21 protein-coding genes are annotated in these 24374 nt (G+C 69.8%); 8 read left to right on the top strand and 13 right to left on the bottom strand.

Annotated features, from left to right (window positions below):
- Window positions 1-9 precede the first annotated feature (9 nt).
- From CBR61_RS11025 to CBR61_RS11015, 3 genes are all read left to right on the top strand, one after another.
- The gene (locus tag CBR61_RS11025) at window positions 10-804 is read left to right on the top strand and encodes a type III pantothenate kinase (protein WP_088914403.1); all 795 of its coding nucleotides are present in this window, start codon (window positions 10-12) and stop codon (window positions 802-804) included.
- A 95-nt stretch (window positions 805-899) separates the two neighbouring features.
- On the top strand, window positions 900-2486 hold the full coding sequence (locus tag CBR61_RS11020; protein ID WP_088915585.1) for a ribonuclease J: 1587 nt from the start codon (window positions 900-902) through the stop codon (window positions 2484-2486).
- Entirely contained in the window at window positions 2486-2767 is a 282-nt protein-coding gene (locus CBR61_RS11015) for a DUF1467 family protein (protein ID WP_088914402.1), read from the top strand. Before CBR61_RS11020 ends, CBR61_RS11015 begins: the two co-directional genes overlap by 1 nt.
- On the opposite strand, the gene CBR61_RS11010 is transcribed toward CBR61_RS11015, so the two are convergent.
- On the bottom strand, window positions 2764-5307 hold the full coding sequence (locus CBR61_RS11010) for an ATPase (RefSeq protein WP_088914401.1): 2544 nt from the start codon (window positions 5305-5307) through the stop codon (window positions 2764-2766). The genes CBR61_RS11015 and CBR61_RS11010 overlap by 4 nt on opposite strands.
- A gap of 70 nt (window positions 5308-5377) precedes the next feature.
- Between CBR61_RS11010 and CBR61_RS11005 the strand changes: the two genes are divergently transcribed.
- From CBR61_RS11005 to CBR61_RS10990, 4 genes are all read left to right on the top strand, one after another.
- Window positions 5378-5704: an Hpt domain-containing protein gene (locus CBR61_RS11005; protein ID WP_088914400.1), complete on the top strand. Its 327-nt coding sequence runs from the start codon at window positions 5378-5380 to the stop codon at window positions 5702-5704.
- A 114-nt stretch (window positions 5705-5818) separates the two neighbouring features.
- The gene (locus tag CBR61_RS11000) at window positions 5819-7018 is read left to right on the top strand and encodes a hypothetical protein (protein WP_088914399.1); all 1200 of its coding nucleotides are present in this window, start codon (window positions 5819-5821) and stop codon (window positions 7016-7018) included.
- Between the two features lie 53 nt (window positions 7019-7071).
- A complete protein-coding gene (locus CBR61_RS10995; protein WP_088914398.1) occupies window positions 7072-7995 on the top strand; it encodes a hypothetical protein in 924 nt (307 codons plus the stop codon).
- The gene (locus tag CBR61_RS10990) at window positions 7995-9401 is read left to right on the top strand and encodes a HAMP domain-containing sensor histidine kinase (RefSeq protein ID WP_324616814.1); all 1407 of its coding nucleotides are present in this window, start codon (window positions 7995-7997) and stop codon (window positions 9399-9401) included. Before CBR61_RS10995 ends, CBR61_RS10990 begins: the two co-directional genes overlap by 1 nt.
- Window positions 9402-9411: 10 nt before the next feature.
- Here CBR61_RS10990 and CBR61_RS10985 read toward each other — a convergent pair whose 3' ends face one another.
- From CBR61_RS10985 to gltX, 3 genes are read right to left on the bottom strand one after another with little or no spacing between them, the layout of a single operon-like run.
- On the bottom strand, window positions 9412-9606 hold the full coding sequence (locus tag CBR61_RS10985) for a hypothetical protein (RefSeq protein WP_088914397.1): 195 nt from the start codon (window positions 9604-9606) through the stop codon (window positions 9412-9414).
- 14 nt (window positions 9607-9620) lie between these two features.
- Window positions 9621-10907, bottom strand: a complete 1287-nt coding sequence (locus CBR61_RS10980; RefSeq protein WP_088914396.1) for a citrate synthase — start codon at window positions 10905-10907, stop codon at window positions 9621-9623.
- A 55-nt stretch (window positions 10908-10962) separates the two neighbouring features.
- Window positions 10963-12399: a glutamate--tRNA ligase gene (gltX, locus tag CBR61_RS10975; protein WP_088914395.1), complete on the bottom strand. Its 1437-nt coding sequence runs from the start codon at window positions 12397-12399 to the stop codon at window positions 10963-10965.
- A gap of 38 nt (window positions 12400-12437) precedes the next feature.
- Between gltX and CBR61_RS10970 the strand changes: the two genes are divergently transcribed.
- Entirely contained in the window at window positions 12438-14798 is a 2361-nt protein-coding gene (locus CBR61_RS10970) for a ComEC/Rec2 family competence protein (protein ID WP_233996709.1), read from the top strand.
- Window positions 14799-14926: 128 nt separating this feature from the next.
- Here the strand turns inward: CBR61_RS10970 and lexA are convergent, their stop codons facing one another.
- The 9 genes from lexA to CBR61_RS10925 form a co-directional block, all read right to left on the bottom strand.
- Window positions 14927-15610 carry a transcriptional repressor LexA gene (gene lexA, locus CBR61_RS10965; RefSeq protein ID WP_088914394.1) on the bottom strand — a complete coding sequence of 228 codons (684 nt, stop codon included), beginning with the start codon at window positions 15608-15610 and terminating at the stop codon, window positions 14927-14929.
- Window positions 15611-15805: 195 nt separating this feature from the next.
- Window positions 15806-16987, bottom strand: a complete 1182-nt coding sequence (locus CBR61_RS10960; protein ID WP_088914393.1) for a molybdopterin molybdotransferase MoeA — start codon at window positions 16985-16987, stop codon at window positions 15806-15808.
- On the bottom strand, window positions 16984-17457 hold the full coding sequence (gene moaC / locus CBR61_RS10955) for a cyclic pyranopterin monophosphate synthase MoaC (RefSeq protein ID WP_088914392.1): 474 nt from the start codon (window positions 17455-17457) through the stop codon (window positions 16984-16986). Before moaC ends, CBR61_RS10960 begins: the two co-directional genes overlap by 4 nt.
- Before the next feature lie 84 nt (window positions 17458-17541).
- A complete protein-coding gene (gene trpC, locus CBR61_RS10950) occupies window positions 17542-18333 on the bottom strand; it encodes an indole-3-glycerol phosphate synthase TrpC (RefSeq protein ID WP_088914391.1) in 792 nt (263 codons plus the stop codon).
- Window positions 18334-18337: 4 nt separating this feature from the next.
- Complete coding sequence (trpD, locus tag CBR61_RS10945) at window positions 18338-19330, bottom strand: anthranilate phosphoribosyltransferase (RefSeq protein ID WP_088914390.1); 993 nt, start codon at window positions 19328-19330, stop codon at window positions 18338-18340.
- Window positions 19327-19938: an anthranilate synthase component II gene (locus CBR61_RS10940; protein WP_088914389.1), complete on the bottom strand. Its 612-nt coding sequence runs from the start codon at window positions 19936-19938 to the stop codon at window positions 19327-19329. Before CBR61_RS10940 ends, trpD begins: the two co-directional genes overlap by 4 nt.
- The gene (locus CBR61_RS10935) at window positions 19935-20792 is read right to left on the bottom strand and encodes a phosphodiester glycosidase family protein (RefSeq protein ID WP_088914388.1); all 858 of its coding nucleotides are present in this window, start codon (window positions 20790-20792) and stop codon (window positions 19935-19937) included. The genes CBR61_RS10940 and CBR61_RS10935 overlap by 4 nt, the downstream gene beginning before the upstream one ends.
- Window positions 20789-22312, bottom strand: coding sequence for an anthranilate synthase component I (gene trpE, locus CBR61_RS10930; protein ID WP_420705706.1), 1524 nt, complete (start codon window positions 22310-22312; stop codon window positions 20789-20791). The genes CBR61_RS10935 and trpE overlap by 4 nt, the downstream gene beginning before the upstream one ends.
- Window positions 22313-22332: 20 nt before the next feature.
- On the bottom strand, window positions 22333-24267 hold the full coding sequence (locus CBR61_RS10925) for a peptidylprolyl isomerase (RefSeq protein ID WP_088914387.1): 1935 nt from the start codon (window positions 24265-24267) through the stop codon (window positions 22333-22335).
- Window positions 24268-24374: the final 107 nt, after the last annotated feature.

The raw sequence follows: 24374 nt of genomic DNA, 5'->3' as shown, positions 1-24374 counted from the left end.
CCGAAGTATATGCTGCTCGCCGCCGATGTCGGGAACACCAATGTCGTCTTCGCGCTGTTCGACCTTGCCGCGGACGGCACGCACACGATCCGCGCGCGCTGGCGCATCGCGACCGATCCGCGCCGCACCGGTGACGAATATGCGGTGTGGCTGCTCCAACTCCTCAAGATCGAGGGCGTCGAGCGGTCGGACATCAGCCAAATCATCGTCGCCTCCGTGGTACCGCGCGCCGATCACAACCTTACCGTGCTGTGCGAGAAGTATTTCGGGATCACCCCGCTCTTCGCGGGGCAGGGCGCCGCGCGCTGGCGGTTCGAGATCGACGTCGACCAGCCCAGTTCGCTGGGAGCCGACAGGGCGCTCAACATCCTGGCCGCCCACCACAAGTACGGCGGCGACCTGATCATCGTCGATTTCGGGACCGCCACCAAGTTCGAGGCGGTAGACTTCACCGGCGCCTACAAGGGCGGATCGATCGCACCTGGGATCAACCTTTCGCTCGACGCCCTTGTCGGCAAGACCGCCAAGCTCCCGCGCATTGCGATCAAGGCTCCCGCCAGCCGCTCGGTCATCGGCCGCAACACCGAGGACCAGATGCTGATCGGCGTGTTCTGGGGCTATGTCGCGATGATGGAAGGCATGGTCGCGAAGATGAAATCGGAGATCGGACGGCCAGCAAAGGTTGTCGCCACGGGAGGGCTCGCCATATTGTTCGACGACGCGACCGACATCTTCGATCACGTCGATGCCGACCTCACCCTCGATGGCCTCGCCATCCTCGCCCGTCAGGCCGAGGGCGGCTGATCCTCCCAGACAGAACCGGACTGACCTTGAAGAACGATTACACTCCCGAAGACGAACTCCTGTTCCTTGCGCTCGGCGGCTCGGGCGAGATTGGCATGAACGTCAATCTCTACGGCACACAGGGCAAGTGGATCATGGTCGATCTGGGCATGACCTTCTCGGGCAACGAATATCCGGGCGTCGAACTGGTCTTCGCCGATCTCGACTTCATCGAGGAGCGGCGCAAGGACCTGCTCGGCATCGTGCTGACCCACGCGCACGAGGACCATATCGGCGCAGTGCCCTATTTCGCGGGCGATCTCGGCGTTCCGCTCTATGCCACGCCCTTCACCGCCGATCTGGTGGCGCGCAAGCTGGAGGAGGCCGGGCTGCTGGGGCAGGTCGAACTTAACATCATCGAGGAAGACCACGGGACGCTCGAACTCGGGCCCTTCACCATCACCTACTTGCCGCTCGCCCACTCGATCGCCGAGGGCAACGCCCTGCTGATAGATACGCCGCACGGCCGCATCTTCCACACCGGCGACTGGAAGCTCGACGAGGAACCGATCATCGGCGAGCCGACCACCGAGGAAGAACTGCGCGCCATTGGCGAAGAGGGCGTGCTGGCGCTGGTCTGCGATTCCACCAACGTCTTCAATCCCAATTCCTCCGGCAGCGAGGGCGCGGTGCACCGTGCGCTGATGGAGGAGGTCGCGCGTCATTCCGGCAAGCGGGTTGTCGTCACCACCTTCGCCAGCAACGTCGCACGCCTGCAAACCCTGGGCGAGGTCGCGCGCGAGACAGGGCGGCAGATCTGTGTCGCGGGCCGCTCGCTCGACCGGATCATCGAGGTGGCGCAGGACAATGGCTACCTTCAGGACTTCCCGACGCCGGTCGATTTCGACACCGCGATGGGCCTTCCCCGCGGCGAGGTGCTGATCCTTGCGACCGGTGGGCAGGGCGAACCGCGCGCCGCGCTGGCGCGCATGGCGGAGAACAACCACCCTATCGAACTGACGTCAGGCGACGTGGTGCTGTTCTCCTCGCGCCAGATCCCGGGTAACGAGATCGCCATCGGCCGCATCCAGAACCAGCTCGCCGCACGCGGGATCGCGATGGTGACCGACCGGCAGGCGCTGATCCACGTCTCGGGCCACCCCGGGCGGCCGGAGCTCGAGGCGCTTTACGACTGGCTCAGGCCCGAGGTGCTCGTGCCGGTGCACGGCGAGATCCGCCACATGGCCGAACAGGCGCGGGTCGGCAAGGCAGCCGGAATTCCTGCGCAGGTCGTCCAGAAGAACGGCGATCTCGTGCGCCTCGCGCCTGGCAAGCCCGGCAAAATCGCCGAGGTGCGCGCGGGCCGTCTGGTGCTCGACGGCGACATCATCGCGCCCGCCGACGGCGAGGCGATCACCATGCGCCGCCGCATTGCGGGCGAGGGGGTGCTGGTGGTGGTGCTGGCGCGCGGCGCGGAGCCGGTGATCGAGGCGGTAGGCCTGCCGCTCGACGAGGACCTGCCCGAATTCCTCGCCGAAGCCTCGCAGGATGTCCTCAACGCGATCAAGCGCCTCAAGGGCAGGGACGCACGCGACGAAGCGGCGATCCGCGAGGCCGCCCGCCTTGCTGCCCGACGTGCAGCGCAGCGCTGGTCGGGCAAGCGGCCGCAGGTGCGCGTGGTGATGCCCGGGGCGGCGGCCTGATGCAGATCACCTCAGTCGCCGCCATCTATTTCCTGTTCTGGGTGATGAGCGCCTTTATCATGCTCCCCTTCGGCGTCCGCACGGCGGAGGAGGCGGGGGTCGAGAAGGTGCCGGGACAGGCCGACAGCGCGCCGGTCAATTTCCGGCCCGGCCGGCTCGCGCTGCGCGCGACGGTGATCGCGGCAGTGCTGACCGCGCTGTTCGTCGCCAACTATCTCAATGGCTGGATCACCGCCGCCGATGTGGACTTCCTGCCCAAGCCGCCGGGCGCGGGCCGCTAGGTCCTGAAGCGCTGGATCGCCTGGGCGAGCGCCACGTAGAGCTTGCCCATGTCCGACCCGAGCATGGTCACGCTCAGCACGTGCCCGTCACGGGTCGAGAGCGTCTGGCGCAGCAGAGCCTCGAAATCGTGGATATAGCGGCTGACATTGGCCCTGAAGGTCTCGTCGGCGCTGTAGAGCGCGGCGATGTCCTTGGCGGTGCCGTTGTCGATGAGCCGCACCGCGCGGCGGGTGAAGATGCCGCGGTCGCCCTTGAGATAGGCCTCCCACGCCGTGTCCGCGATCTCGCTCGACAGCGCGCCGGCGATGTCGATCGCGGCCGAATTGAGCGCATCGGTGATCAGCGCCATGCGCCGCGCGAAGTCGTTGTTGACCTGCTCCTCGGCCAGTTCGCGGGCGCGGGTGATGCGCTGTTCGAGATTGCCGGTGAGCTCGTTGACCTTGACCAGCTGGTCGCGCAGCTGGATCGCCGCCTCGCGTCCGACGCCCGAAGCGTGGGCGGCGGACTGTTCGAGCTTGCCGAGCGTCGCCGCGGTCTCGTTGCGCAAGGTGCGCTCCAGCGCCTCGACAGCTTCGGCCCCTAGGGCGCCTGCCGCAGCCAGCATCCGGTCGCGCGCGCCTTGGTCAAGCGTGGCGAAGGCCTGCTTGATCGCGCCCTCGAGCTGCCCGAGCGCTTCGCGCAGGCTCTCCTGCGCCACACCACCGAGCGTGCCGCTCTCCTCGGCCAGACGGGCGAAACCGCCGCGTAGGCCCTGCAGGCGGGCCAGAGCGTCCTCCGTCTCCTCGGCGAGGCGTGACTTGAAGCCGGCGATTGCGATTTCCGCCGCGTCGATCTCGGCGCGGGTCTTGACGAGATAGTCAGAAAGGTCGCTGCCCGCCTCGGTGCTCCGGAGCATCAGCGCCCCGACCTTGTCCGCCCGGGCCTCGACGCCCTCGATCGCGGCATTCGCCTGGCCGATCGCGGCCGAAAGGTCCTCGCGGCAGGTGCGCGCGCCCGATTGCAGGATCTCGAGTAGGCGCACGCTCTGGTCGGTGAGCTGTGCCATCTGCTCCTCGGTGGTCGCCAGCGCGACGCGCTTTTCGGCGAGCTGCTGCGAGATGCCCTCAAGCGCACCCATGAGGCTCGCACGCGCCGCCTCGCCGGTCTGTCCGGCCTCGCCGACCACGCGGCCGAGTTCGGCCACGCGCGCGGCCATGTCCTCGCTCTGGATCACCAGCTTCTCGATCTCCGCCATCTGCGCCTCGCGCCGCTGGGCGAGAGCATCGTCGAGCGCGGCGAGGCGCTGCGCCAACACTTCGCTGGCCTGCGCCTCGTGGGTCTCGAAAGCAGCCTGGCGCTGTTCGATCAGCTCGTCGAAGCGGCGGTTGCGCGCCGCCAGCTGTTCGTCGAAGCGGATCGCCTCGTCGCGAAGTTGGGTGATGCGCTCGCCCGAGGCCGCGCTGGTGCTGCGGTCGAGATCATCGACCAGACGGAGCTTTTCGAGCAGCCCCTCGTGCAGCGCTGCGATCGCTTCGGCAAACCGTGTCTGCGCGGTCTCGCCGGCCTCTTGCAGACGCGCGGCGATGGTTTCGGTCTCCTGCGCCGCCGTGCCCGCACGCTGGCGCAGCGCCGCAAGCGCCGCTTCCTCGAGTTCGGACACGCGGGCACGATAGGTCTCGGCCTCCGACTGCAAGGCGGCGAAACGCTGGGTCACCAGCGTCTCGATCCGTGCGAGCTGGTCCTCGAAGGCGGACAGCGTCTCGCCCACATTGCCGCCGAGACGCGCGACGAGGGTCTCGCTTTCGGCGCCAGAGGCGGCGAGCCGGTCGAACCCGCCCGCTAGACGTCCGAGCTGCTCCTCGGCCACACGTCCCGCGCTGCCGATCTGGTTCGCCACGTCCCGCGCGGCATTGGCGATCACCGGCAGATCGTCACGCAGGCGGTTCATGTTGCCGAGCGCCGTTTCGCTCGTGTTAGCGATGGTCTCGACCTCGGCGCCATTGTTGCGGATGAGCGCCTGCAACTCGCCCGCGTGGGTCGAGAGCCGCTCGGCCGCGATCCGCCCCAGCGCCTCGAGATCGCGCGCCTCGGCGGCGAGGAATTCGCGCGCGAGGCTGAGCTCGCGGTTCACGACCTTGAGCCGCGCCTCGAGCGCCGCGCTCTCGCGGCTCATCGATGCAGCGGTGGCGGCGAAACGGTGCGCCTCGGCGCGCGAGGTGCGCAGCGCCAGCAGCCAGACGATCCCGACCAGCACGACCGGGATGGCCCAGGCGACGACCAATTCCGCCCCTTGCGCCGGCGTGACCCCGGCGGTGATCGCCGGAAGCTGCGCCCAGACGAAGAACGCCGTCCACCCCGCGACGACCAGCAGCGCCAGGGCCGGCGCCAACCACCCGCTCCGGGGCGGGGAGGCGGCCTCGGCGGTTTCTTCTTCCTCGACCCAGGTGTCGGCGAGGACGAGCGCCTCCTCGCCTGCCTCGGTTTCGCCGGAAACCATTTCCCCTGCGCCATCATCGCCGCTCTTGCGCCCCAAGGCGCGCATCTGGTGCCGTCCTGCCATGGGACACTCCATACCACAGCGCCTATCGGGATAAACCCCGCTTTAACCCAATCAGGTCTATCCCTGCCGCATGGCGTTCAACCACGGTGCCCTCGATGCGACCCTTGCGGCTGCGGCCGGCGATGATGCCGTGCTGCTGCGCGAGCTGCGCAGCGCCTTCCTCGAAAGCGCGGCCAAACAGCTCGATCTGCTGAAGCGCGCCCGCTGCGACGGCAACTGGCACGTCGCGGCGATGCGCCTGAAGGGCCTTGCCGCAAGCTTCCACGCCGACGACCTGCTCCAGGCCGCCGAGATCGCGCTTCATGCCGCCCCCGGCGAGCCGATGGCGATCCGCGAGGTCGAGGCGGTGCTCGCCCGCTTCAACCGCGCCCACAGCCGCGATCCGAAGTTCCGCTGATCCGTCGCGCCGGGCCGCGAATGGGGGCAACCCCGCGGCTCCCGCTTGAACCGCGCCGCCGAAACCGCCAATTCCTGATCCTCCCGGCGGGAGAGATAAGGGAAGGGTGGAGCCATGCGCATCGGTCTGATCGCCGCGCTCCGGCGGAGCGATGACGGCACATTGCGTGCCGCCATGCCGCTTGCGGGGCGCAGCGTGCTGGCTTGGCAGGCGGCGCTGCTGACTGATCTCGGGGTCGAGCGGGTGCTGTGCCTGACCGAAAGCCTTGCCGCCACGGACGACATCCTCGGCCTGCAGCACGCCCTCGAGGCAGGCGGGGTGCAGTTCCACGCACTCAAGGGTTTCGCCGCGTTGCCCGCCCTGGTGCGGGCGGAGGACGATCTCGTCGTCCTGCTCGACGGGCTGGTTCCCGATCCGCAGGTGGTGCGCGCTGTCTTCGGCGGGGGAGGCGAGGACCGCCTGAGCCGGGCGGTGGCAACGATCCCCGCCGATCATCCGCTGGCCGTGAGCCGCCCCGAGGATTTCGAGCGCATCGACGCGAGCCGCCACTGGGCGGGCGTTCTGGCCATGCGCGGCGCGCCGGTGCAGCACCTGTCCGATTTCCCCGAAGATGCCGACGCCATATCGCTGCTGCTGCGTCTTGCGCTTCAGGCTGGCACCCCGACGCGCGAACTCGCCGCACGCGAACTGGTGCCGGAGAGCTGGCTGCTGGCCGAGAGCGCGGCGATGGTCGAGCGGCACGAGGCAGACCTCGTCGCCCGCGCCGCCCCGGTTGCCGACTGGCGCGCACCATCGGCCTCGCTGGCGGGGATGCTGGTGCGGTCGCTGGTCCCGCGCGGTCTGGCGCAGGGTGGGGTGGTCGCCGGGAGCCTCGCGCTGGCGGCGCTGTTGGGAGCGCTGATGCTCGCCGCCTTCGGCTTTCCGGCGGCAGGCCTCGCGCTGGCGGCGGCAGGAGTCTTCGGCGGCGAGGTCGCCCGGACCTTCGGCACGCTCGCCGCGCGGCTGCGGCGCGAGGACCGCATGCCGCGCGGCGGGGCGGTGCTGGGCGCTGCGGCAGACGCGCTTGTCGCCCTTGCCTTGTGGTTCGCGCTAGCGCCCTGGCCCGAATGGCAGCCGCTTGCCGTGCTCGGACCGGTTGCCGTAGGCCTTGCCCGCGCCGTGTCACGCCCGCCGGGCGCGAACCTCACGACCATCGCGGGCGACCGGCCCGCCATGCTCCTTGTCCTCGCGCTTGCCGCCGGCTTCGGCCTTTTACCCGAAGCGCTCGCCTGTCTCGCCTTGGGGCTGGTCGCAGCTTTGCTGCTGCGCCGCTGACAGGATTGATCTAACCCGTCCTTAACTATGCCGGCGCTAGGCCGGATGCGATAATGGGCGAAGAGACGATGGACCTTGCCGCCGACCAAGCTGTCGAGGCGATCCTGCGGGACGAACTCGCGCGGGAAGCCCGCGCGCTGTCGGCTGTCGTCCCTGTGCTGCGTCACCTGCTCGGGTCGGAAGCACAGGCCCTCCTGAGCGAGGCGATCCTTGCCCGCGTGCGCGGGATGATCGGCGATCTTGCCGCCCAGCTTGTCGCCGCAGAGGCCGGCCACGATCCGGCGACCCGCGCCGTCGGCATGGATCCGCTCGCGGCTGAAGCGCTTGCCGAGACTCTCACGGGCGATGCGGAGCTGCTCGCCCATTGCCATGCGCTGGCCGCCGAAAGCCTTGCCGCCGAGCGCCTGCACCAGCGCCACGCCATCGACCCGGTGCTGAGCCCGCTCCTGCAGGAGCTGATCGCGTCCGAGGACACCGCAGTCGCCGCACTGGCGATGGCGGCTCTCGCGGCGCAATCGCGCTTCGTACAGGGCCAGCGGCGGATGGAACTGCCGCTCGGGGAACTGCCCGCCGAACTGTTTCACACCCTGCTCGCGCGGCTGCCCGAGGGACCAGGGCGCGCAGGGCTGGTGGCGGCTTATGACGAGGGCGCCTCGCGGCTCGGCCTGATGGCGCGACTGGTGGCGAGCCTGCGCCGCGGTGTCGTCGCCGCGCTGGCGCTGGATCACGCGGGGCTGGCAATGTTCGCGAGCGCTCTTGCCGTGACCACCCCCACGCCCCGCGGTGCGGCGGTGCTTGCCTGTCACGAAGGGCAGGGGATGCGCTTTGCCCTGCTGCTGCGCGCCGCGGGTCTCGCACCTCCGGCGATCGAGCGCCAGTTGCTGCTGGTCGAACCCGCCGGTCGCCCGCCGCGTATGCTCGCCGCCGTCTCGCCCGAGCGTGCCGCCGCGCTGCTCGGCGGCGAGCAGGCGGGGTGATGAACGCCATGGACCGCACCGACAGCCTGCTCGGCGCCTATGGCCTGACCGACGCGCGCGACCGGCTGCTCAGCGCGGATGCGCCGCTGGCCGAGCTGCAGGAGCGTTGCGGGGGCGATCTGCCGGGAACGCTGGCGATCCCCGAACTGCTCGCGCTGGTGCAGCAGGCGCGGCGCATGGGCCTCAGGATCGCGCGCGGCTTTTCCGCCTATGACGGCGATGCCGAGGTTTCGGGCTTCGCCCGCATCCATCCGCTCGCCGAAGACGACGGAGGCGGCTGCGAGGTGCTGGTGGAGAACTGGCAGCGCAGTCCCGTGACCCCGCCGAATCCGCGCGAATTCGCCGATCGCATCGATGCCATCGACCGGGCTACCGCCGAGGTCAGCGGGCGGCTCGACGCGCGCCAGCAGGTCCAGGTGCTCAGCGCGCGCGCGCGGGATGCCGCCGCGCTCGAAGCCGCCGCGCGCGCGGCACCGGGGCGGGTGTGGAGCGATCTGGTCGAGCTGACCGGCATCAGCCACCACCAGCCGCTCCACTGGCGGTTGCTCGACGGTGCGGCCTGCCGCCTGCCCGGCTCGGCACGGCACTGGCGCGCGCGGCTGATCCCGCTCGGGCCCGACCCGCACAACCCGCAAGGCTTCGAACTGCTGCTGATCGCCGAGGAGCCGCTTGCCGAGGCCCCGCCTGCCGACAGCGCCAGCGAGGCGCCCGAGACCGCGACGACCCGCCTCGTCGGCACCGCGCTCGCCCCTGTGCTGCGTCAGCCGGTGACCCGGATCATCGCCAATGCCGAGACCATTCGTGCGCGCCTCGCGGGGCCCCTGCGCGAGGAATACAGCGAATATGCCGGCACCATCGCCAGCGCGGGCCAGCACCTTGCCGCCATGCTCGATGACCTAGCCGATCTAGAGGTGGTCGAAACGCCCGGCTTCAGCACGGCGCGCGAGCCGGTCGATCTTGCCGATGCCGCCACCCGCGCCGCCGGCATCCTCGGCGTGCGCGCCCAGCATCGCGAGACGGTGCTGGTGGTCGAGGGCGAGCGTGGGCGGACAGTCGCCACGGCCGAGTTCCGGCGCGTTCTGCAGATCCTCATCAACCTCGTGGGCAATGCCATCGCCTATGCCCCGGCGGCCAGCACGGTGACGATCTCGGCCCGTGCCGCAGGCGAGGGACGGGTGGCGGTGACGGTTGCCGACGAGGGCTCCGGTATCACGCCCGAACAGGCGGAGCGCATCTTCGACAAGGGCGAACGCCTCGGCCGCGACAGCGACGGCGGGCGCGACAAGGGATCGGGCCTCGGCCTCTACATCTCGCGCCGGCTTGCCGAGGCGATGGAGGGAAGCCTGACCGTTGGCCCTGCTCCCGGCGGCGGCGCCCTGTTCACGCTGGAGCTTCCGGCCGCCTGATCCGCACTGCTCAGCGGCGCGAACGCCAGACCGCGAGCCCGATTAGAGCGGCACCCGCAAGCGCCGTTCCCGCCCCGCGCCAGGCCCAGTCGCCTTGTCCGAGCATGAAGCTGTCCGCCGGCCAGTGCAGCACGCCGGTGCCCTGCAGCACCCAGATAAGACCGAGGGCGACAAGGAACATCCCTGCCGCCCTCAGCATCAACATTGCTTTTCAGCCTCTCAGCGTGCGCTGAGCGGCACGTAGTCGCGCTGCGTCGGCCCGGTGTAGAGCTGGCGAGGACGGCCGATCTTCTGGCCGGGATCGCTGATCATCTCGTTCCACTGCGCCACCCAGCCCACGGTGCGGGCGAGGGCGAAGAGCGCGGTGAACATGGTGGTCGGGAAGCCGATCGCCGAGAGGATGATTCCCGAGTAGAAATCGACGTTCGGGAACAGCTTCTTCTCGATAAAGTAGGGATCGCTCAGCGCGATCTCCTCCAGCCGCAGCGCGGTTTCGAACAGCGGGTCGGTGACCTTGAGCGCGTCGAACACCTCGCGCACGGTCTTCTGCATCACCGTCGCGCGCGGATCGTAGTTCTTGTAGACGCGGTGACCGAAGCCCATCAGGCGGAAGGGATCGTTCTTGTCCTTGGCGCGCTCGATGTAGTGCGGGATCTTGTCGGGCGTGCCGATTTCCTTGAGCATGTTGAGCGCCGCCTCGTTCGCGCCACCATGCGCCGGGCCCCACAGGCAGGCGATGCCGGCCGCGATGCAGGCGAAGGGGTTGGCGCCCGAGGAACCGGCGAGCCGCACGGTCGAGGTCGAGGCGTTCTGTTCGTGGTCGGCGTGGAGGATGAAGATGCGGTCCATCGCGCGCTCCACCGCCGGGATCACCTCATACTCCTCGGCCGGAACGCCGAAGGTCATGCGCAGGAAATTACCGGTATAGGACAGGCGGTTGTCCGGATACATGAAGGGCTGGCCGACCGAATACTTGTAGGCCATCGCCGCGATCGTCGGCATCTTGGCGATCAGGCGGTGCGAGCTGATCTTGCGGTGCTCGGGATCGGAGATGTCGGTGCTGTCGTGATAGAAGGCAGACAGCGCGCCGACCACGCCGCACATGATCGCCATCGGGTGCGCGTCACGACGGAAACCCCGGTAGAAGGTCATCAGCTGCTCGTGCAGCATCGTGTGACGGGTGATGGTGTAGCTGAAGTCGTCGAGTTCCTGCTTGCTCGGCAGCTCGCCGTTCAGCAGCAGGTAGCTGACTTCCATGAAGCTCGAATGCTCGGCCAGCTGGCCGATCGGATAACCGCGGTGCAGCAGCACGCCCTCGTCACCGTCGATATAGGTCAGCGCGCTTTCGCAGCTGGCGGTCGAGGTGAAGCCGGGATCGAAGGTGAAGGCTCCCGTCTGCGCGTAAAGCTTGCGGATGTCGATCACGTCGGGGCCGGTGCTGCCTTCGAGCACGGGGTACTCGTAGCTCTGGCCGCCGATTTCGAGTTTCGCCGTCTTGTCTGCCAAGATCTGTCTCCTGTCCAAAATCCTTGTGTGGCGCTCTGTGCCCGCGCAGCCTGCCTCAGGCGGCCTGCGCTTCGAGCCGGGCGAGCGCCTCGTCCCGGCCCAGGAGGACCAGCACGTCGAAGATACCGGGTGATGTCGTCGTCCCGGTCAGCGCCGCGCGCATCGGCTGCGCCAGCTTGCCGAGGCCCAATCCCTGCTCCTCGGCGAGCGCCTTCGTAGTGGCTTCCAGTGCCTCGCTTGTCCAGTCGTTTTGCGCTGCAAGTGCGTTGCAAACCGCGCGCAGGATGGTGCGGGCATCGCCTTCGAGCAGGGCCTGCGCCTTTTCGGTCATCGCAAGCGGGCGGGTGGCAAAGAGGAAGCCTGCGCCTTCAGCCACTTCGTTGAGGTTCTTCGCGCGCACTTTGAGCACCGGCATGGCCTGCGCCAGCAGCGCCTCGTCCGCGTTCTCGCCAATCCGCGCCGCTACCAGCGCGGCAAGACGCGCATCATCGGCCTCGCGCAGGTAGTGGCCGTTCAGGTTCTCGAGCTTTTTCATGTCGAAACGCGAGGGACTCTTGCCCACCCCGTCGAGATCGAACAGCGCCACCGCCTCGTCGCGGGTGATCTCCTCGCGGTCGCCGTGGCCCCAGCCGAGCCGCAGCAAGTAGTTGAACAACGCCTCGGGCAGGATCCCGAACTCGTCGCGATAGGCCTCGACCCCGAGCGCGCCGTGGCGCTTCGAGAGCTTGGCCCCGTCGCTGCCGTGGATCAGCGGGATATGGGCATAGACCGGATCGGGCCAGTTTCCCTCGATTTCGTTCATCGCGCGGATGATCGGCAGCTGGCGGAAAGCGTTGTTGAGGTGATCGTCGCCCCGGATCACGTGGGTCACCCCCATGTCGTGATCGTCGACCACCACTGCGAGCATGTACGTCGGCGTGCCGTCGGCGCGCAGGATGATATAGTCGTCGATTTCCTCGTTCTTCACCGTCACCGGGCCCTGGACGCGGTCGTGGATGGTGACCTCGCCCTCGGTGGGCGTCTTGAGGCGGATGACGAAAGGCGCGCCCTCGGGGGCCTCGGCCGGATCGCGGTCGCGCCAGCGCCCGTCGTAGCGCAGCGGCTTCTTCTGCGCCCGCTGCTCCTCGCGCATCGCCTCGAGTTCCTCGGGCGTGGCGAAGCATTTGTAGGCGTGGCCCGCATCCAGCAATTGCCAGGCAACCTCGGCATGGCGCTCGGCCCGGTCGGACTGGAAGATCGGCGGCGCGTCGTAATCGAGGCCCATCCAGTCGAGCCCCTCGATGATTGCGTCGATAGCCTCCTGCGTGCTGCGCTTCTTGTCGGTGTCCTCGATGCGCAGCAGGGTGCGTCCGCCGTGGTGGCGCGCATAGAGCCAGTTGAACAGCGCCGTGCGTGCCCCTCCGATATGCAGGAAGCCGGTGGGCGAGGGGGCGAAGCGGGTCACGACTTCGCCGGCGGTGCTGGCGGCGGGGGTGCTGCTTTCGCTTGCCATGGGCGTTGACTTCCTGTTCATTTCGAGCGGTTTGGGCCTTGACCGGGCCGATCGGGGGCGAGCCGATGCGCGATGTGCCGATCATACCGATGGGGGACGATCCGGGCGGCGGCGAGGCCCCCGGAGAACCTCGCCCGCGCCCTTGGCAAACCCTTGGCGGCTTGTCCAGCACCGGCAGCCGCGGGGCGTGGAGCGGGAGGGGGCTGGATGCGGCCGAGGGCTTCCTCGCCGCAGCCGGGTTCGATCGCGCACCATGGCTGGCGGTGGTCTTCGCGGGCGGCATCCTCGTCTGGTTCGCGCTGCCGACGCCGACACACTGGATGGTGGCGATGGCCGGCGGCGCGGGAGCGGCGCTCGCCGCGCTGGCGCTCTGGCCGCCCGGAAGCGTGGCGGACGAGACGCGGGGCAACCTGCGCAGGGCGGTGGTTGCCTGTGGGCTGGTCTTCGCGCTCGGCCTGGCGGTGGTGTGGGCACGCTCCGCGATTGTCGGCGCCGCGCCGATCGCGCGGCCCGCGGTAATGCTGATCGAGGGGCGGGTGCTCGCCCGCGAGGATCAGCCTGCGGAAGGCCGCCTGCGGCTCACACTGGCGATGCGCGAAGCGCCGGACACGGCGGCGCGCAAGGTCCGGATCAATGTGCCGCTCGCGGCGCTGGGCGAGGGCGGGCCGCCCCCCGGCCTGGCCGAAGGTGCGGTTGTGCGCCTGCGCGCAAGGCTGATGCCGCCGGCACACCCGATGCTGCCGGGAAGCTACGATTTCGCCAGGGCCGCGTGGTTCCAGGGACTCTCGGCAACGGGCACGATGGTCGGGCCGCTCGCGGTGATCACTCCAGCCCCCGGGAGCGGTGGGATCGCGGCGCTGCAACGCGGGCTTGCCGACCATGTGCGAAGGCAGGTGACGGGTTCCCCCGGGGCCATCGCGGCGGCCTTTGCGAGCGGCGACCGCGGCGGTATCGCGGGGGTGGACGAGGCGGCGATGCGGGATTCGGGGCTAACCCACCTGCTCTCGATCAGCGGGCTCCACGTCAGCGCGGTGATCGGCGCGGCCTATTTCCTCGCCTTGCGGCTGCTCGCCCTTTGGCCTGCGCTTGCCCTGCGGGTGCGGCTGCCGGTGGTGGCGGCGGGGGCGGGGGCGCTCGCCGGGGTGGGCTATACCCTGCTGACCGGGGCTGAGGTGCCGACGGTGCGCAGCTGCGTCGCCGCCCTGCTGGTGCTCGGCGCGCTGGCGCTCGGGCGTGATGCGCTGTCGCTCAGGATGGTGGCGCTGGCGGCGGGGTTCGTGCTGCTGCTGTGGCCGGAGAGCGCGATCGGGCCGAGCTTCCAGATGAGCTTTGCCGCGGTGCTGGCCATCGTCGCACTGGCAGGTTCCGCGCCCGTCCAGACCTTCCTCGCCCCGCGCGAAGAGCCATGGTGGGCGCGCGGCGGGCGGCGGGTGGCGATGCTCTTCGCGACCGGTGTGGTGATCGAGCTCGCACTGATGCCGATCGTGCTGTTCCACTTCCACCGCGCCGGCATCTATGGCGCGCTCGCCAATGTGGTTGCCATCCCGCTGGTCACCTTCATTGCCATGCCTCTGATTGCATTGGGACTTCTCCTCGACACGCTGGGGCTGGGAGCGCCCGTGTGGTGGTTGGTCGCGCGCGCGCTGGAGCTGCTGCTCGCCATCGCGCATCTCACCGCCTCGCAGGCGGGCGCAGTGCGCCTGATGCCGCAGATCGGCGGGCTCACGGTGGCGCTCTTCGCGGCCGGTGGGCTATGGCTGGCGCTGTGGCGCGGGCGGGTGCGGCTTGCCGGTCTGCTGCCCGTCGCCGCCGCGAGCGCGATGGCGGCGGCGACCCCGATTCCGGACGTACTGGTGGCGGGTGACGGTCGGCAGGTGGGTCTCACGGTCGAGGATGACGAAGGAAACCCGCGCCTGCTTGCCCTGCGCGACAGCCGTTCTTCCTACACACGGGACAACCTGATGGAACTCGCCGGCGTCGCGGCCGAGCCCGTGCCGCTGGCCGAGTGGCCGGGAGCGCGCTGTTCCTCGGCCTTCTGCACGATGAGCCTCGAGCGCGGGGGGCGCGAATCGGTGCTGCTGCTGGGGCGGGGGCGCGAGCAGATCGAGGAGCGCGCCCTTGCGGCGGCCTGCGCCGATGCGGATATCGTCGTGGCCGAGCGGTTTCTCCCGCGCTCGTGCCGTCCGCGCTGGCTCAAGGCGGACCGGCGGTATCTGGAGCACACGGGAGGACTGGCGATCGACCTCGCGAGGGAGCGGATCGCCACCGTCGCCGCGAGCCAGGGGGAGCACGGGTGGTGGCAGGGCGGCAAGGAACGGGTTGGAAAGCCGCGCCCGGAGGCAAGCGCCGAAGCACCGCCCGGTCAGACAGCACCACACGAAGCAACGACCGGGCGATGAAGCGGCAATGACACCGGCACGACATCGCCTTGGAACGGCGCTCGCCGGGCCACGACAGGATGGAAAAAGGGGCGCCGTAAGCGCCCCTCTAACTCCAACATGTTCGCAGCCATCCGGCCCGGATCACCTCAGTGATAGCGCCGCAGCAGGCCGGCGAGCTTGCCCTGCACCTCGACCTCGTCGGGGCGGTAGTATTGCGGGTCATAGGCCGCATTGGCCGGATCGAGCCGGACCTGTCCGCCCTCGCGCCGCAGATACTTGAGCGTCGCCTCCTCGCCGCGCACCAGCGCGACCACGATCTCGCCGTCGCGCGCGGTGCTAGTGCGCCGCACCAGCGCAAAATCGCCGTCGAAGATCCCGGCTTCGACCATCGAATCCCCCGACACCTCGAGCGCATAGTGTTCTCCCGGGCCGAGCAGCGCGGCGGGCACGGGCAGGGTCGACTGGCCTTCGAGCGCCTCGATCGGGGCGCCGGCGGCGATGCGGCCGTGTAGCGGCAGCTCGATCACGTCGTTCGCAGCCTCGGGCGCGCGGGGCGCGGGCGAGGGCATGGCCACCACATTGTCGCCGGCCGGCGCAGCACGAGAGGGCGTGGTGTCGCCCGGTTCCCGGATCACCTCGAGCGCGCGCGCCCGGTTGGGCAGGCGCCGCAGGAAGCCGCGTTCCTCCAAGGCGGAGATCAGCCGGTGCACGCCCGACTTGCTCTTGAGATCGAGCGCCTCCTTCATTTCCTCGAAACTCGGCGAGATCCCGGTCTCCTCCAGCCGCTGCTGGATGAAGACGATCAGCTCGCGCTGTTTTGCCGTCAGCATTGGTCAAGTCTCCTGTGGTCGCACCCACGGTGCGCCGGTCACAGCGCACCATGCCAATCCCTTGCGTGCGCCAAGAGGCACCCCGAACAGGTGCGTTGATTGCACTGGCCGCTCGCCATTAAGGTGAACGAACAAGGAACAATTAGGAAACTAAATTGACTGAGTCAAGCGCGGCCCGCAGCAAACCCGCGCAATTCAGCCATTCTGGAGGCGGAACACCGGAACGGGCGCGCCTGCGGGGACGGGCGGGGCACCTGCGGGGCGATCGATCAGGCAATCGGCGGCCGCCAGGGCGGAGAGCGCCGATGAATCCTGCGATCCTGCCAGTCGCACCGCGTCCCCCTCGCTCACCGCCCGCAGGAACTCGCGTCGGGGGCCGACGGCGGGCAGAGGCTCGCCCGCGCGCAGGATCACGGGGCGGGGCAGGGGATCGGGATCGCCCTGCGCCGCCCGCACCAGCGGCAGGGCGAAGAGGAAGGCGGTGACGAAGCTCGACACCGGATTGCCCGGCAGGCCGAGGATCACCTGGTCGCCGCGCGTGGCCACCAGCAGCGGCTTGCCCGGCTTGATCGCGATCTTCCAGAAGGCGATCCCGGCCCCCCAGTCGGCGAGCGCGGGCTTGACCAGGTCATGGTCGCCGACCGAGGCCCCGCCCGAGGTGACGAGGATGTCCGTGCCCTCGGCCAGAGCAAGCGCCCCCGCCAGTGCCTCGCGGTCGTCGGGCACAGGCCCGATGCGCGTGACCTCGCACCCCAGCGGCGCGAGCATCGCGGCGATCATGGCGGCGTTGCTGGCGGGGATCTGGTGGGGGAGGCAACGGGCGGGATCGGGTGCCAGCTCGTCCCCGCTGTCCATCACCGCCACGCGCACCCGCCGGGTGACGGGGAGCGTGCCATGTCCGCCCGCGAGGGCCAGCGCGAGGCGAGCGGGGGTGAGCCGCGTGCCTTTCGCGAGCAGCAGGTCCTCGGCATGGAAATCGAATCCGCGCGCGCGGATGTGCCGGCCGGGCGGAGGCATCTCGGTGGCGGTGATCCGCCCGTTCTCGTCGGCCGCGTCCTCCTGAAGCAGCACCCGGTCGGCTCCCGGTGGCACCATCGCGCCGGTCGAGATGCGCACACACTCGCCGGGGGAGAGGACATCGCGGAACGGCGCGCCGGCGCGGCTCTCGCCGACCAGCCGCCACGGCCCCTCGCCGGGGGCGAGCGCATAGCCGTCCATCGCCGAAAGGTCGGCCGGGGGCTGGGTCCGCGCGGCGTGCACGTCCCCGGCAAGCACGCGCCCGAGCGCGGCATCGGCGGGGACGGTCTCGGAACGGAGCGCGGGTGCGAGGGCAAGCAGGCGGGCCTGCGCGTCCTCGAGACCGAGCGGCGCGGTCATTCGGGCGCGGTCCAGTCGCCCGACTTGCCGCCGGACTTGGCGATCAGGCGCACGGCGGAGATCACCATCCCCTTGTCGAGCGCCTTGGCCATGTCGTAGATTGTGAGGAGTGCGATGGAAACGGCTGTCATCGCTTCCATTTCGACCCCGGTCTTGCCCGTGAGAGAGGCGGTGGCGACGGCGCGGATGGCGCTTTCCTCGTAATCGAATTCGATGTTCACCGCCTCGAGCCCGAGCGGGTGGCACAGCGGGATCAGCTCGCCGGTGCGCTTGGCGGCCATGATCCCGGCGATGCGCGCGGTGCCCAGAACGTCGCCCTTGGGGGCATTGCCGGCGCGGATCGCGGCGAGGGTTTCGGGCCGCATCGCGATCCGCCCCTCGGCGACCGCGCGGCGGGCGGTGGCGGGCTTGCCGCCGACATCGACCATGTGCGCCGCGCCGCTTTCGTCGAGGTGGGTGAGTCTGGTCATGGGCCTCCCTAACCGTTCGCCTCGAGCGAAGTCGAGAGGCTCAAGACCGGTGTCTCGACTGCGCTCGACACGAACGGGCCCTTGCTACTCTGCCCCGAGCAGGGCGCGGGTGGCACTGGCGATATCGTCAGCGCGCATCAGGCTCTCGCCGACGAGGAAGGTGCGCACGCCCGACGCGGCCAGACGCGTGAGGTCCGCGTGGGTGTTGATGCCGCTCTCGCCCACTATCAGCGTGCCCTCGGGCATCAGCGGAGCGAGACGCTCGGTGACGGCGAGCGAGGTGGTGAAAGTTTTGAGGTCGCGGTTGTTGACCCCGATCAGGCGCGATTGCAGCACGCGGGCGGCGCGCTCGAGCTCGGCCTCGTCATGGACCTCGACCAGCACGTCCATCCCCAGTTCGCGGGCGGCGGCCTCGATCTCGGCCATGAGGGTATCGTCCAGCGCGGCGACGATGATCAGGATCGCATCGGCCCCGATCGCGCGCGCCTCGAGGCACTGCCAGGGATCGACCATGAAGTCCTTGCGCAGGACGGGGAGGGCACAGGCGCTGCGGGCTTCGATCAGGTAATCCTCGTGGCCCTGGAAATAGGGCGCGTCGGTCAGCACCGAGAGGCAGGCCGCCCCGCCCGCCTCGTAGGCGGCGGCGTGCTCGGCCGGGCGGAAGTCGGCGCGGATCAGGCCCTTGGAGGGGCTGGCCTTCTTGATCTCGGCGATGAGGGCGAATCCCGAGGCCGCGCGCGCGCGCAGGGCGGCCTCGAACCCGCGTGGGGCGGTCTGGATGCGCGCGGCGCGGGCGAGCTGGTCGTCGCTGATCGCCAGCTTGCGGGCGGCGACGATCTCGCGCTTGGCGGCGCAGATTTCCTCGAGCTTGTTCATCGTCTCACTTCGCTAAAGCAATCCAGCGTTCGAGCAAGGCCAGGGCCGCGCCCGAATCGATCGCCTCGGCGGCCATGGCCGCCCGCTCCGGCCAGCTTTCGCCGCGTCCCGCGACCGTCAGCGCGCCCGCGGCGTTGAACAGCACCGCATCGCGATAGGGGCCGGGGGTGCCCATCAGCAGCGCCCTGAGCGCGGCGGCGTTGTGCCGCGCATCGTCGCCCCGGATCGCCTCGATCGGCGCATGGGGCAGACCGGCGGCCGAGGCATCCACGCGCTCCATGGTGAAGCCGTGCCCCGTCACCACCGCGACCTCGTTGCCGCCCGCGAGGCTCAGCTCGTCCAGCCCCTCGTCCCCCGAGACGATCAGCGAACGCCCTGTGCCGAGCCGCGCCATCGCACCGGCATAGATGGGGACATAGGCGGGCCGGGCGATGCCGATGAGCTGGCTCCTGACCTTCGCCGGGTTCGACAGCGGGCCCATCAGGTTGAAGATCGTGCGCTGGCCGATCTTCACGCGGATGGGCTGGATGCGCGCCATCGCGGGGTGGTGGTTCTTCGCGAAGAGAAAGCAGATGCCGATCTCGGCGAGCGTCTTCTCCGCCGTGCGTCCGGCCGCGTCCATGTCGAGCCCGAGGGCTTCCAATGTGTCCGCCGCCCCTGCCTTGGATGAGGCCGCGCGGTTGCCGTGCTTGGCGACCGGCACGCCGCAGGCCGCGACCACGAGGCTGACCGCGGTCGAGACGTTCAGGGTGTGGTGCCCGTCGCCCCCCGTCCCGCAGACATCGATCGCGCCCTCGGGCGAGGCGATGGGGATGAGCCGCGCCCGCAGCGCCCGCGCCGCGCCCGCGATCTCGTCGGCGGTCTCGCCGCGCGCCGAGAGGGCAACGAGGAAGTCCGCGATCTCCTCCTCCGACGGCGCCCCGTCGAGCAGGGTGCCGAAGGCGGCCTCGGCCTCGGCCTCGCTCAGGGGGGTGGCGATGTCGGGCAGCAGGCTCATGCGCGCAGCCTTTCGGGCAGTACCGGCTCCAGCCCGCACAGCCGCACGAAGTTGGCGAGCAGCGCATGGCCGTGCTCTGTGGCGATGCTCTCGGGGTGGAACTGCACCGAATGGATCGGCAGCTCGGCGTGGCGGAAACCCATCACGGAGGGGTGATCGGCGCCCGGCGTTTCGGCATGGGCGTTGGCGACGAGCGCCTCGGGCACGTTCACCACCTCGAGGCTGTGATAGCGTGTGGCGGTGAAGGGCGAGGGGAGCCCGGCGAACACCCCCGACCCGTCATGCGTCACAGGCGAGGTCTTGCCGTGCATCAAGCCGCCGCGCTGCACCGTGCCGCCGAAATGCTGGCCGATCGCCTGATGCCCGAGGCACACGCCCATCAGGGGCTTGCCCGCATCCGCGCAGGCCGCGACCAGATCGAGGCTGATCCCGGCCTCGTTGGGCGTGCAGGGGCCGGGCGAAATCAGGAATCCGGAAGCATTGGTCCGCAGCGCCTCGGCGGCGGTGAGGGCGTCGTTGCGCTCCACCCGCACCTCGGCGCCCAGCTCCATCAGGTAATGGACAAGGTTGAAGGTGAAGCTGTCGTAATTGTCGATGACGAGGATCATTCGCTTGCCGCCCCTGCCTTCTCTGACCGCTTCGTCACCACGATGATCGGCCCGACGCGGCCCTTGTCCATGCGGCCGGTCGCCGGGTCCCACAGGGAGGACACCTGCCCGTCGAGATAGAGCGCATTGGCGACCTTCAGTTCGTCGCGGAAATAGCGGGCGAGCTGGCCGAAGCTCACCGGCGCATCGGCGATCACGAAATGCGCCTTGCCGCCCGCGTCCACGCCCACGCCGTTGCGGATCGCCTTGGAGGGCCCGTCGTCCTGAATATCGGGGTGGAGCTTGCCGCCGTCGAGCAGCAGCGGGCCCGACTGGGTGCCGAATTCGGGCCGGTCGCCCACGGTGTTGAAGAAGGTGTTGCTCCCCAGCACGCGCCAGCTTCCGCCCGAGCCGAAGAACACGCCGTTGGGCTTCATGTAGAAATTGCCCTCGCCGGTCTCGCGGTTGAGTTCCGCCAGGCGCTCGCCGTTCTGGACGTAGTAGCCGATGGGCTTGAGGTCATCGCCGTACATCCCGCCGTTCATGGCGAAGGCGATGGTTGCCGGATCGACGCTGGCGGCGAAGGCGGAAAGCGAGGCGAAGGGCTGCTTGTCCGGCCCCACATTCGCCATCTGGATGCGGTGCTGCGCGGGATCGGCGATGCAGTGGGTGAGGGGGACGCCCTCGAAGGTGACGCTCTTGCAGGCCGAGGGCACCGCGGGCTCGGTCGCGGTCGCGGCCGGATCGGGGGCGGCGGTTTCCTCGACCTCGGAGCCATCGAGATTGACACGCACCAGAGCCTCGCCCTCGGGGGCTTCGGAGCAGGCGGCGAGACATGCGAGCGGCAGCAGCGCCGCGAGGAAAACGCGCCTCATTGGCCGTATCCCGGCTCGCCCGCGACGCGCACCGCCTCGCGTGCGGCGGCGATCAGGGCGCCCGCCTTGGCGCGGCATTCGGCGAGTTCGTAGTCGGGGTCGCTGTCGGCAACGATCCCAGCCCCGGCCTGCACGTGCATCACCCCATCCTTCACAACCGCCGTGCGCAGGACGATGCACGAATCGAGGCTGCCGTCGGGCGCGAAATAGCCGACGCCCCCGGCATAGGCGCCGCGGGTCTCGGGTTCGAGTTCGGCGATGATCTCGCAGGCACGGATCTTTGGTGCGCCCGAGACGGTGCCCGCCGGGAAGCCCGCGAACAGCGCGTCGAGCGCGTCCCTCGATCCGTCCAGCTGACCTATCACGTTGCTGACGATGTGCATGACGTGGCTGTAGCGTTCGATGGTGAAGCTGTCGGTGACCTCGACGGTTCCCGCCGCTGCCACGCGCCCCACGTCGTTGCGGCCGAGATCGAGCAGCATCAGGTGCTCGGCCCGTTCCTTGGGATCGGCGAGCAGCGAGGCCTCGTTGGCCTCGTCCTCCTCGCGCGTCTTCCCGCGCGGCCGGGTGCCGGCGATCGGGCGGATCGTCACCTCGTCGTCACGCACGCGCACGAGGATCTCGGGCGACGAGCCGACCAGCGCGAAGCCGGGGAGGTCCAGGAAATAGAGGAAGGGCGAGGGGTTCACCCTTCGCAATGCGCGGTAGAGCGCCAGCGGGGGGAGGGTGAAGGGGCAGGTGAAACGCTGGGCGAGCACCACCTGGAAGATGTCGCCCGCGACGATGTATTCCTTGGCGGCCAGCGCCATCGCCTTGTAGTCCTCGGGCGCGATCACCGGGGCAAGGTCGGGCAGGCTTTCGGGCAGGGCATCGCTCTCGCGGGCCGGGGCGGCCTGCGCGAGCAGGCTCAGCGTGGCATCGATTCGCTCGCCCGCGCGGGTGACGGCGGCCTCGGGATCGGCGGCCTCCCAGATCGGGGCTATGGCGAAGAGCGCGTCGCTGAGGCGGTCGAAGACGAGGATCACCGTCGGGCGCACGAACAGCATGTCGGGCAGGTCGAGCGCGCTCTTGGGCGCGCGCGGCAGGGTTTCGACGAGGCCGATGGTCTCGTAGCCGAAATAGCCGACGAGGCAGGCGAGTGCCGGGGGCAGGCCCTCTGGCACGGGATCGATGCGGCAGGCGGCGGCAAGCGCGCGCAACTCGGCCAGTGCATCGTCCGCGAGCGGCGCGAAGGCTTCGCGGTCGGTGCGCCATTCGCGGTTGATCGCCGCGCGCGCGCCCTCGGCCCGGAACACCAGATCAGGATCGAGCCCGAGCAGGCTGTAGCGCCCGCGCACCTCGCCGCCCTCGACACTCTCGAGCAGGAAGTCGCCGCGCCCCGGCACGATCAGCCGCCGCGCCGCGCCGACCGGCGTGTCGCTGTCGGCGATGATGCGCCGCCACACCAGCGCAGGGCGTCCCTGCGCCAGCGAAGCGGTGGCGGCAGCGGCGTTCTCGGGCAGGCCTGCGGCAGTCGGTATCACGAAGCGGTCGCTTGGGCTCACTGCTCGCCGACCAGCTGCCGGCGCACGGCGGCGATGGCGTTGTCGTTGCGGGTGACGCCGAGCTCCTTGCGCATCGCGGCGGTCGCCTGGCTGCGATACTCCTCGGACAGGGTCTGGCCGAGCTGCTGGCGGGTCTGGGCGATCATCTGGCCTTCCTGGTCGAGCGGGAGGGTGCTGATGTCCTCCAGATCGACGATGTACCAGCCGATGTTGCGCGGCGCCTCGAGTGTCTTGGCGGTGCCCTCGGCCATGCTGAACATCAGGACCAGCGGCGGGGCGATGCGACCGCGCTGCTGGGCGAGCAGCTGGCGGCGCTCGAGATCGATCACCTCGCGCTCGAAGCCAGGCTTGTTCTCGGCCGCCATCGCTGCGGCGAGAGGGGTGCCGCCGCGCACCTTGGCGAGGATGCGCTCGGCCGCCTGCTTGGCGAGAATTGCACCCTGCGCCCGCTTCCATCCGGCTATTGCGGCGTCCCTGACCTCGGCGAGCGGCGGGGCGCTGGCTTCCTCGACCCGCGCGACCTCGAAGATCACGAACTGTTCGCCCGGCACCACCTCGGCGAGCTGCGGCTCGCTCTCCTCCATCTGGAAGGCGGTCTGGAGCACCGGCGCGAGCTGCGGCACGATCTGCACCTCGGGCTTTCCGAAAGCGCGGCCGTTGGCGAGCAGGGCGGGGGTGGTCTCGACCTTGAGGCCATAGGCCTTGGCGACCTCGGCGAGCGCTGTGCCGCCGTCGACCTCGCCTTCGATCTCGGCGACGAGATCGGCGATCGCGGCAACGCGTTTCTCGCCCGCCAGCTGCTCGGTGATCTCGGGCGTCGCCTGGGCGAGGCTGCGGGCGGGGGTGCGCTCGATCCGGTCGACGCGCGCGACATACCATCCGAGCGTGCCCTGTGCCGGTTCGATCACGCCGCCCTGCGCGGCCTTGAACGCGGCTTGCGCGAAGGCGAAGCTGGTCGCCCCCGCCATCGCCTCGCGCTCGCGCGCCTCGGAGGACGAGGCGGTGAAGCCCGCCTCGCGGGCGACGGCTTCGAGCGAGGCGCCGCCGGCGATGCGCGCGGCGAGCGCCTTGGCGGCGTCCTGGGTGGGGACGACGAAGCTCGTCACCGCGCGCTTCTCGCTTGCCGCATACTTGGCCGCGTCGCGCTTGTAGCGTTCCGCGATCTCGGCGGCGGTCGGAGTGGCGTTGACCTTGAGCGTGTCGGCACCGAACACCGCGAAGCGCAGGGTGCGGCGTTCGGGACGGATGAACTGGGTGCGGTTGTCCTTGTACCACGCGGTAAGCTGCGCGTCGGACGGATTGCCCGCCGGCGCGAAGGCGGCCGAGGGGATCAGCGCGATCTCGCCCTTGCGCTTTTCCAGCACCAGCGCGGCATATTGGCGGGCGATCTTCTCTGGCAGCTGCGGCGCGGCCACTGCCGAGCGGAGCAACTGCTGTTCGAGCAGGCCGTCCTGCAGGTCGCGGCGGAAGGTCGCATCGCTCAGGTTCCGCGAGCGCAGTGCGGCGAGGTAGGTCTGTTCGTCGAAATTGCCGGTCACGCCCTGGAAGGCGGGGATCTTGAGGATCTCGCTGTTCACGAGATTCTCGCCCGCGCGCAGGCCATAGCGGCGGCCGTATTCGCCCACGGCAAAGCGGTCGATCAGCTGGTCGATCACCTCGTCGAGTCCGCCCTCGGCGACGAATTCGGGCATGGTCAGGGTGGGGTTCTGCGCGCGCACCTGGTCGAGCGCGGCGTTTGCCGCCACCGGCAGTTCGGAGATCGGGATCCCCTCGCCCCCCACTACCGCCAGACGGTCGCCGCCCGACACGCCGCCGAAGGTGCTGCCGGTGATGTCCGAGGCCGCAAAGGCCAGCGCCATGAGCGCAAGGAAGGCCAGAACGATCGGCAGACCGATCTTCGAGGCGAAAAAGCGGCGGAAGAAGGAAATCATCGGCGTTACGGATCCCATCCGGGGCCGGCCGGGTAGGGCCGGGATGTCTCGGGCACGCATCGCGGGAACCGCCGCGACGCACCGCGCGCTTTAGAGGCCCTGCGACT

It is taken from the genome of Porphyrobacter sp. CACIAM 03H1 (genome assembly GCF_002215495.1).
Lineage (GTDB): Bacteria > Pseudomonadota > Alphaproteobacteria > Sphingomonadales > Sphingomonadaceae > Erythrobacter.
The sequence above is the reverse complement of the archived record's forward strand: the minus strand, read 5'-3'. Positions and strand labels throughout refer to the sequence as shown.

Excerpts from the sequence above, each read along its gene's own strand:
- CBR61_RS11025 (WP_088914403.1), top strand. The coding sequence starts at position 10 with ATGCTGCTCGCCGCCGATGTCGGGAACACCAATGTCGTCTTCGCGCTG.
- CBR61_RS11020 (WP_088915585.1), top strand. The coding sequence starts at position 900 with ATGAACGTCAATCTCTACGGCACACAGGGCAAGTGGATCATGGTCGAT.
- CBR61_RS11015 (WP_088914402.1), top strand. The coding sequence starts at position 2,486 with ATGCAGATCACCTCAGTCGCCGCCATCTATTTCCTGTTCTGGGTGATG.
- CBR61_RS11010 (WP_088914401.1), bottom strand. The coding sequence starts at position 5,307 with ATGGCAGGACGGCACCAGATGCGCGCCTTGGGGCGCAAGAGCGGCGAT.
- CBR61_RS11005 (WP_088914400.1), top strand. The coding sequence starts at position 5,378 with ATGGCGTTCAACCACGGTGCCCTCGATGCGACCCTTGCGGCTGCGGCC.
- CBR61_RS11000 (WP_088914399.1), top strand. The coding sequence starts at position 5,819 with ATGCGCATCGGTCTGATCGCCGCGCTCCGGCGGAGCGATGACGGCACA.
- CBR61_RS10995 (WP_088914398.1), top strand. The coding sequence starts at position 7,072 with ATGGGCGAAGAGACGATGGACCTTGCCGCCGACCAAGCTGTCGAGGCG.
- CBR61_RS10990 (WP_324616814.1), top strand. The coding sequence starts at position 7,995 with ATGAACGCCATGGACCGCACCGACAGCCTGCTCGGCGCCTATGGCCTG.
- CBR61_RS10985 (WP_088914397.1), bottom strand. The coding sequence starts at position 9,606 with ATGTTGATGCTGAGGGCGGCAGGGATGTTCCTTGTCGCCCTCGGTCTT.
- gltX (WP_088914395.1), bottom strand. The coding sequence starts at position 12,399 with ATGGCAAGCGAAAGCAGCACCCCCGCCGCCAGCACCGCCGGCGAAGTC.
- lexA (WP_088914394.1), bottom strand. The coding sequence starts at position 15,610 with ATGCTGACGGCAAAACAGCGCGAGCTGATCGTCTTCATCCAGCAGCGG.
- CBR61_RS10960 (WP_088914393.1), bottom strand. The coding sequence starts at position 16,987 with ATGACCGCGCCGCTCGGTCTCGAGGACGCGCAGGCCCGCCTGCTTGCC.
- moaC (WP_088914392.1), bottom strand. The coding sequence starts at position 17,457 with ATGACCAGACTCACCCACCTCGACGAAAGCGGCGCGGCGCACATGGTC.
- trpC (WP_088914391.1), bottom strand. The coding sequence starts at position 18,333 with ATGAACAAGCTCGAGGAAATCTGCGCCGCCAAGCGCGAGATCGTCGCC.
- trpD (WP_088914390.1), bottom strand. The coding sequence starts at position 19,330 with ATGAGCCTGCTGCCCGACATCGCCACCCCCCTGAGCGAGGCCGAGGCC.
- CBR61_RS10940 (WP_088914389.1), bottom strand. The coding sequence starts at position 19,938 with ATGATCCTCGTCATCGACAATTACGACAGCTTCACCTTCAACCTTGTC.
- CBR61_RS10935 (WP_088914388.1), bottom strand. The coding sequence starts at position 20,792 with ATGAGGCGCGTTTTCCTCGCGGCGCTGCTGCCGCTCGCATGTCTCGCC.
- CBR61_RS10925 (WP_088914387.1), bottom strand. The coding sequence starts at position 24,267 with ATGATTTCCTTCTTCCGCCGCTTTTTCGCCTCGAAGATCGGTCTGCCG.